This window comes from Alcanivorax sp. HI0007, from assembly GCF_001635525.1.
Lineage (GTDB): Bacteria > Pseudomonadota > Gammaproteobacteria > Pseudomonadales > Alcanivoracaceae > Alcanivorax.
On record NZ_LWEJ01000008.1, the window covers coordinates 1 to 7,752 of the forward strand.

At 60.3% G+C, this 7,752-nt stretch carries 7 protein-coding genes; 3 read left to right on the forward strand and 4 right to left on the reverse strand.

The window, feature by feature from the left end:
* Positions 1-26: 26 nt before the first annotated feature.
* The 4 genes from A3714_RS00825 to A3714_RS00840 all read right to left on the reverse strand — a co-directional run bounded on the left by A3714_RS00825 (position 27) and on the right by A3714_RS00840 (position 5,892).
* A complete protein-coding gene (locus tag A3714_RS00825; RefSeq protein ID WP_063510009.1) occupies positions 27-3,095 on the reverse strand; it encodes an efflux RND transporter permease subunit in 3,069 nt (1,022 codons plus the stop codon).
* Positions 3,096-4,169 (reverse strand): efflux RND transporter periplasmic adaptor subunit, encoded by a 1,074-nt coding sequence (locus tag A3714_RS00830; RefSeq protein ID WP_063510010.1) that lies wholly within the window; start codon positions 4,167-4,169, stop codon positions 3,096-3,098.
* A 426-nt stretch (positions 4,170-4,595) separates the two neighbouring features.
* On the reverse strand, positions 4,596-5,330 hold the full coding sequence (locus A3714_RS00835) for a glutathione peroxidase (protein WP_063510011.1): 735 nt from the start codon (positions 5,328-5,330) through the stop codon (positions 4,596-4,598).
* A gap of 115 nt (positions 5,331-5,445) precedes the next feature.
* Positions 5,446-5,892: a Dps family protein gene (locus A3714_RS00840; RefSeq protein WP_062815285.1), complete on the reverse strand. Its 447-nt coding sequence runs from the start codon at positions 5,890-5,892 to the stop codon at positions 5,446-5,448.
* Between the two features lie 261 nt (positions 5,893-6,153).
* Here A3714_RS00840 and A3714_RS00845 point away from each other — a divergent pair, with 261 nt between their 5' ends.
* The 3 genes from A3714_RS00845 to A3714_RS00855 form a co-directional block, all read left to right on the forward strand.
* Entirely contained in the window at positions 6,154-6,813 is a 660-nt protein-coding gene (locus tag A3714_RS00845) for a hemolysin III family protein (RefSeq protein ID WP_062815284.1), read from the forward strand.
* A 198-nt stretch (positions 6,814-7,011) separates the two neighbouring features.
* Positions 7,012-7,323, forward strand: a complete 312-nt coding sequence (locus tag A3714_RS00850; RefSeq protein ID WP_063510012.1) for a helix-turn-helix transcriptional regulator — start codon at positions 7,012-7,014, stop codon at positions 7,321-7,323.
* Positions 7,320-7,752: YeeE/YedE family protein (locus A3714_RS00855; protein ID WP_063527141.1), on the forward strand; the 433-nt coding region annotated here is incomplete at its 3' end. The genes A3714_RS00850 and A3714_RS00855, both read left to right, overlap by 4 nt.

The window sequence follows — 7,752 nt, forward strand, 5'->3', positions numbered from 1 at the left end:
GAGCACCCCGCCCCTACAGACAGGGTTCACACATGCTCCTCCCGCCCCGGCTTGATGCCATAGGCCAGGGTATAAAGCACCGGCACCACAATCAGCGTCAGGATGGTGGCGAAGCCCAGGCCGAACATGATCACCACCGCCATGGATTCGAAGAAGGCATCGAACAACAGCGGGATCATGCCCAGGATGGTAGTCACTGCCGCCATGCACACCGGTCGCACCCGGGAAATGGACGCTGTCACCACCGCCTCAAACGGCGGCAGGGATTCCATCTCCAGCTTGATCTGCTCCACCAGCACGATGCCGTTCTTCACCAGCATGCCGGACAAGCTGAGAAAGCCCAGCAGGGCCATGAAGCCGAAGGGGGCATTGAGCAGCAACAGGCCCAGGGTGACGCCGATAATGGCCAGCGGCACCGTGGCCCAGATCACCAGCGGCTGGCGCAGGGAATCAAACAGCAGCATGGTAATGATGAACATGAACAGGTAGCCCATGGGCAGGCTGCCGAATACGGCTGCCTGGGCATCTTTCGAGGCTTCATATTCCCCACCCCAGGCCAGGGAATACCCCGGTGGCAATTCCAGCTCGGCAATGGCCGGGCGGATCCGGCGCAGCACCTGGTCGGCGGTTTCATCACCGAGCACATCCGGCTCCGCCTGCACGGTGAGAGTCCGCTTGCGGTCACGACGCAGAATCAGCGCGTTCTCCCACTCCGTGCGAAAATCGGACACCACCTGGGTAATCGGGATATAGGTGGTATAGACCGGCGACCACACCTGCACATCGTTCAGGTTATCGGCACTGAGCCGCTCCTCTTCCGGGGGCCGCGCCACAATGGGCAACAACTGACTACCGTCCCGGTACAGGCCGACAGTGCGGCCGCTGAAATTCAGGGCCAGGGTATTGTCCAGGTCTTCCCGGCTGATGCCGGCACGGCGGGCCTGGGCCTCCTGAAACTGGGGACGAATCACTTTTTCCTGCTGACGCCAGTCATGTCGAATGCTCTCAAGACCGCCGTCGGCGCGCATGATCGCTTGGGCCTTCAGCCCCAATTCGCGCAACGTCTGAGGGTCCGGGCCGCTGAAACGGGCCTCGATGGACGCCGGCGGGCTGGGACCGATCATCAGGCGTTTTACCTTGGCAAAGGCCTGCAGGTGCTCTTCGCCGATCAGTTTCCGGGTGGCAGACAGGGCCGCATCAATCTGCTCCCGTTCGCCCACCTGAACAATCAATTGGGCATAGCTGGGGTAACTCTTTTCCGGATTATAGGGCAGCATGAATCGCTCGGCGCCGCGACCGATGGTACTGGTCACCCCGGTGACTTCGTCCATATCCAGTAGCGATGACTCCAGACGCTCCACCGCCTCGCGGGTGGCACGAATATCACTGCCCTGGGGCAGCCAGTAGTCCACCAGAAACATGGGGGTATTGGAGGGCGGGAAGAAGGCCTGTTTGACTGCGCCGAAGCCCACCACCGCTGCGACCAGCAGGATGCCCATGCCGCTCAGGGTGAGCACCCGGTGGTGAATGGCCCGGTCCAGCAAACGCCGATAGATGACAAAGATTTTCCCTTTGTAGGGGTCTTCGGCCTCCCCCTCGGCACCGCCCACATCCTTGTCGGAGAAGAACAGGTCGGCAAAGAACGGCACCAGGGTCACCGCTGTGATCCAGCTGAGCAGCAACGAAATCAGCAACACCCAGAACAGGGTATTGGTGTATTCCCCCGTGGCATCCTCGGAAAGACCAATGGGCGCGAACGCCATGATGGCAATCACCGTGGCCCCCAGCAGTGGCCAGATAGTCTGGCGGACAATATCCACCGCCGCTTCCAGTTTCGACATGCCCCGCTTCATGCCCACCAGGATGCCTTCGGTGACCACGATGGCGTTATCCACCAGCATCCCCAGGGCAATAATCAGTGCGCCCAGGGAAATCCGCTGCAGATCAATGGCCAGCATTTTCATGACGATAAAGGTGCCAAGGATGGTGAGCAGCAAGACGCCCCCCATCAACAGACCGGAGCGCACCCCCATGAACACCAGCAGCACCACGATAACGATGGCAATGGCCTCGCCCAGGTTGAGCAGGAAGGCCCCCACTGAACTGTCGACCTCTTCGGGCTGGTTGTAGACCGTGGCCAGCTCCATACCCGCCGGTCGCTGGTACTCCAGCTCAGCCAGACGCTGTTCTACCCGCGCGCCCACTTCCACCACATTGACGCCCTTGGAGAACGAAATCCCCAGGGTCAGGGCCGCCTCACCATTAAAGCGGTAAAGATGATCCGGCACCTCCGCGTAGCCCCGTTCAATGGTGGCCACATCGCGCAGGTAAACCAGCTCATCCGCGCCCGGTTCGGAAATCAGCAGATCCCCCATATCCTGGACGGTGGGAAATTCCCCGGTGGGGTAGATGCGGATGTACTCGTCACCGACTCTGACCTTGCCCGCCGGGTTGACCGTATTCTGGGTCTGCAACAGGGAAAAGATCCGTTCCGGGCTGATGCCCAGTGACGCCAGCCGGGTGCGGGAGATTTCCACCAGCACCTGCTCCTGGCGCTGGCCCCCTACCACCACCTTGCCCACGCCTTTCACCAGCACCAGCTCCCGGGTCAGGTAGTCGGCGTAATCCTGCATGTCCTGATAGCGGTAACCGTCCCCGGTAATGGCCAGCAAAATACCGTACACATCACCAAAGTCATCCATGACCTGAATGGTGCCGGCTCCCGGCGGTAACTCAGGTTGCAGGTCCGTGAGCTTGTGCCGTAACTCGTCCCAGATCTGTTTGAGCTGGCTGGACCGGTAGGTGGGTTTCATCTCCACCTGTACCTGGGACAGCCCATTGCTGGAGATGGAAGTGACGTAATCCACATAGGGAAGATTCTGGATGGCCATCTCCACCGGCAGGGTCACTTCCTCTTCCACCTGACGGGGCGACGCCCCCGGGTAGCTGGTAATCACCATGGCCGTCTTGATGGTGAACTCCGGATCTTCCAACTGACCCAGCCGGGTAAAACTGACGATCCCGCCCACCAGCAGCACCAGAGTGAATAGCCAGCTAACGACGCGATGACGGATGCTGTAGGCGGCGATATTCATTTACAGTCCCCGCTCTTTCACCAGCTCACGGACCGTCTGACCCTCTTCAAGATGGTGAACGCCGGCACTGACCACCCGATCCCCGGCTTGCAGGCCGTCCAGGATTTCCACCCCGTCACCGACAACCTGGCCGAGCATGACCGGCACCGCGGTCACTGTTCCCTCCTGGTCCTGCGCCTGATAGCGCCAGACGAAGGCTCCTTCCTTGCCGTCCTGTTTGAACACCGCTTCCACCGGCACCTGCAAGTGATCCGCGGAGGCCTTGCGGATCTGGCTCAGGTCGATGGCCACATCCACGCTCATACCCGGCAGCACCAGCAGGCCTTCCGGGTTAGCCATGGTCAGGGTGATGTTGTAGGTCTGGGTACGCGCATCCGCGCTGGCTTCATGCTCTTTATAGCTGGCCTTGAAGGTACGGTTGGGCGCCCCTTCAAAACGCACCGTCGGCTGATAGTCTTCGCCGCCTTCCCTCAGGTTGGTGAAAAAGCGTTCGGACACGGCGAACTCGATATCGATGTTATCGTCACCCTGCAGATAGAGGATCGGTTCCTTGGCCTGCACAAACTGGAAATTCTCCACCTCGGTGCGCGCCACGGTACCCTCATAGGGTGCCTTGAGACGGGTATAGTCCACATTGTCACGGGCCTGACTCAGGGCAGCCCGGGCCTGGCGGCGTTTGGCCTGTAACTCGTCAAACTGGGCTTCGGAAATCACCCCGCGCTCGCGCAGGCTGATGGCTCGCTGATACTGACTTTCGGCCAGATCATACTGTGCCTGGCGGTCCGCCAGCTGGTTGTTGAAATCCGCCGGATCCAGGGCCGCCAGCAGCTGCCCCTTCTTCACCTGTTCACCCGCACGCACCGGCAGCTTGACCAGCTGCCCGGACACCCGGAACGCCAGCTGTGACCCTTCGGTCGCCACTACCCGCCCCGGGTAATGCCGCAGCTGCCCGGCACCATCGCCATTCACCGTGTACAGTTTCACCGGCTGCGGTAACGGCGCCTGTGCAGGCGGCTCATCACCACATCCCGCCATCACCAGAGACAGGCCAACCAGTGCCCAGAAACGTGCCATGCGTGCTCTCCCGATTCCATGGTACTAACCAGTACCAATTATCACACAACTTGCCGCCGTGTCGTGAAGCCTATTCAAAACCCTACCGGATTCTGACCTGAAATGACTGTGGTGTCTTTGTGTAGGGAAACGGCTTCCGAATGATGAAACCCTAACCCTGAATCCCTGACCGCCACCACCGATTGCGCAGGGTGCCACTGAGCCTGAGGCGAACTGCACCGACCCGGCGCTTGATGGTGCAGTTCGCCTTGGGCTCAGTGGCACCCTACCTCTCGCAAAACTGCAGGGATTTACCGTAAAAAAAAGGGCCGACAGGCGTCGACCCAAGGGGGGAAGTAAGGTGCATGGCGGGTGGGTCCACCCTGCCCGCCGTGCGGTGACGGTGAGCGCGTCACGGGGTTGCTCTTTACCAGGCTTGCGGCCTGATCAGGCCTTGAGCCAGGCTTCCAGCTCATCGGCGCCGCCAATGCGTTCGCCTTCGATATACACCTGCGGCGTGGTGCCAGCACCAGTGACCGCCGCCAGGGTGCTGTAGCTCAGCCCCCGGCTGCCCAATTCGATTTCCTCGAACGCGTAGCCGTTATCGGCCAGCGCCTTCTTGGCTCGGGTGCAGTGCGGGCAGCCCGGTTTGGTGAAAACGGTGACCCGCTTGGGCAGGGCCGCTTCGCCATTGATGTAATTGAGCATGGTGTCCGCATCGGAGACCTCGAACGGGTCGCCAGGTTTTTCCGGCTCGATAAACATGCGGTCAATCACCCCGTCTTTCACCAGCATGGAATACCGCCAGCTACGGGGCCCAAAACCCAGATCCTGCTTGTCCACCAGCATGCCCATCTTGTCGGTGAACTCGCCGTTACCATCCGGAATGAAACGGATGTTGCCGGCAGCCTGGTCGCCGGCCCAGGCGTTCATGACGAAGCCGTCATTCACGGAAAGGCACACAATGTCGTCGACACCGTTGACCTTCAACACCGGCGCCAGTTCGTTATAACGGGGCAGGTGGGTGGAGGAGCAGGTCGGCGTAAAGGCCCCGGGCAGGGCGAACACCACCACGGTTTTCCCCTGAAACAGGTCGTCGGTGGTCACGTCCTGCCATTCATTTCCTTCACGGGTCCGGAAGGTGACTTGGGGGACGCGTTGTCCTGCACGATTTTCCAGCATGGTTGCACTCCTTGTGCCGATTAGAGGGTGGCTCATTTGCTATGCATTCAATAATAGCCACCCTCTATTGATCTGGAAAACGGATTGCCTCTATTTTATCAATTGCCTTTAACTATCAGTCGAGATGGGCGGACAGCATCCAGGCCGCCTTTTCGTGAATCTCGATGCGGTCACTGGCTACCGTGGAAGACCCCTCATCCTCGTGCTCGCCGGCCAGTTTCAAGACCCGATTGGCCTGCTCGGCAACGGTGCGGTGGTCCTGCGCCAGCTCTCGGATCATGTCACTGGCAGACGGGTCGCCCACCGCGTCTTTCACCGTGGACAACTTGGCGAACTCCGCATAGCTACCCGGCGCCTTCCAGCCCAGTGCGCGGATTCGCTCGGCAATGGTGTCTACCGCCAGCGCCAGCTCGGTGTACTGCTGCTCGAAAAGCAGATGCAGGCTGTGGAACATGGGTCCGGTCACGTTCCAGTGATACTTGTGGGTTTTCAGGTAGAGGGTATAACTCTCCGCCAGTAACTTGCTCAACTGCTCGGCAACCTGCTTGTTGTGCTCAATCATTGCGTGGCTCCTTGCTGTGCGAATGTGCGGCGGGAGACTCTCCCGCTGTTTCCTTACATGGCCTCGGGGACAGCGACTTCAACCCCGCTTCGCCATGCCATGTGTTGACCGTAACGCCACAATCCTCGCATCGACAGGAAAATGAATTCATTGCCTCGATAGGGAACGCCGATCTGCACCTCTGCCTGAATTGGCGCTTTACAGGCGCCGTGAACGCTCGGCATGATGCAGTCTCCTCTCACTGGAAAGAAGATGCCGTCAATGCCCGCAACCCCACAACCGGAAACGGATTACTCTATTCTGGAAGAATGGTTGAACGGTTGGACGCACGGCATCGGCGCAGCCCTGAGTGTGGCCGGCACCGTGGTGCTGGTGGTTGCCGCCAGTCTGCAGGGCGACCCCTGGAAAATCGTCGGTTTCAGTATTTTTGGCGCCAGCCTGATCCTGCTCTACAGTGCCAGCGCGCTTTACCACAGCCTGCGCAACCCGAAGTGGCGGGCGGTGTTCAAGATGCTCGATCACTGCGCCATCTACGGCTTGATTGCCGGCACCTATACGCCTTTCCTGCTGGTGAATTTGCGTGGCCAGACCGGCTGGATCCTGTTTGCAGTGATCTGGACACTGGCACTTATCGGTATCGGTCTCAAGGCCATGTACGGCCACCGTTTCAAGCTGATGCGGGTGGGCATTTACCTGGCCATGGGCTGGCTGATCCTGGTTGCGTCCGGGGAGCTGACCACCAAATTGAATGACCTGGGATTCTGGCTGATCCTGGCCGGCGGCATCACCTACACCGCCGGGGTGATTTTCTACCTGGCCGACCGCTTTATTCCCTTTAACCACGCTATCTGGCACCTGTTCGTCATGGGCGGCAGTGTCTGCCATTTCTTCGCCGTCTACTATGGTGTGCTGCCGGTCTAGCCGGTCCAGCCGGTCCAGCCGCTCGGGTCGCGTTGGCGCTTTGCTTGCAAAGCGAAACCAGGAACGCCACGCCGCTTCGCGTGACAGGCAAAGCGCCAACGGCTAATCAGGCGACGAGATAGCGGTTATCCGTCAGCCCCTTGCATGATCCTGATCATTCATTATATATTTTATTTAAATATATTTTATGGAAGTGTCATGCAAACTCTGGATATGGATGCCCTGCGCGATAACGCCACCGAAGCCAGTCAGCTGCTCAAGGCCCTGTCACACCCGGATCGGCTTTTGTTGCTCTGCCAGCTCACCGAGGGCGAGCGCAGCGTCAGCGAGCTGGAAGAATTAGTTGGCGTTTACCAACCCTCCCTGTCCCAACAGCTGGGCGTTCTTCGCCGGGAAGGGCTGGTGGCAAGTCGCCGGGACGGCAAGCAGATGCATTATTCCATTGCCGACCCCAAGGCCCTGGCCGTGCTGGAAACCCTGTACGCCCTGTTTTGTGGAGACACCCGATGACCATCGACTGGCAAGCCTTTACGCCCGGGTCGGCCCTGGCCGGCGGCGCCCTGATCGGGCTGGCCGCCGCCCTCTTTATTCATGCCAACGGCCGCATTGCCGGCATCAGTGGCATTGTCGGCGGCCTGCTGCGCCCCGCCCCCGGTGACCGGGGCTGGCGACTGGCCTTTGTGCTGGGCATGGTCGCTGCCCCGCTGCTGTGGGGCCTGGCAACCACCCTGCCCCCATTGATCATTGCGGCGGACTGGCCGCTGTTGATCCTTGCCGGGCTGATTGTCGGCATCAGCACCCGCTACGGCGCCGGCTGCACCAGCGGCCACGGGGTCTGTGGCATTTCCCGACTCTCCCCGCGCTCACTGGTGGCCACTCTGGCGTTCATGGGCAGCGGCTTTGTCACCGTCTATGTGGTTCGCCATTGGCTGGGAGGGG

Bases quoted from the DNA above. Each gene is read 5' to 3' on its own strand.
- A3714_RS00845 (WP_062815284.1), top strand. From the start codon at position 6,154: ATGCCCGCAACCCCACAACCGGAAACGGATTACTCTATTCTGGAAGAA.
- A3714_RS00825 (WP_063510009.1), bottom strand. From the start codon at position 3,095: ATGAATATCGCCGCCTACAGCATCCGTCATCGCGTCGTTAGCTGGCTA.
- A3714_RS00850 (WP_063510012.1), top strand. From the start codon at position 7,012: ATGCAAACTCTGGATATGGATGCCCTGCGCGATAACGCCACCGAAGCC.
- A3714_RS00835 (WP_063510011.1), bottom strand. From the start codon at position 5,330: ATGCTGGAAAATCGTGCAGGACAACGCGTCCCCCAAGTCACCTTCCGG.
- A3714_RS00830 (WP_063510010.1), bottom strand. From the start codon at position 4,169: ATGGCACGTTTCTGGGCACTGGTTGGCCTGTCTCTGGTGATGGCGGGA.
- A3714_RS00840 (WP_062815285.1), bottom strand. From the start codon at position 5,892: ATGATTGAGCACAACAAGCAGGTTGCCGAGCAGTTGAGCAAGTTACTG.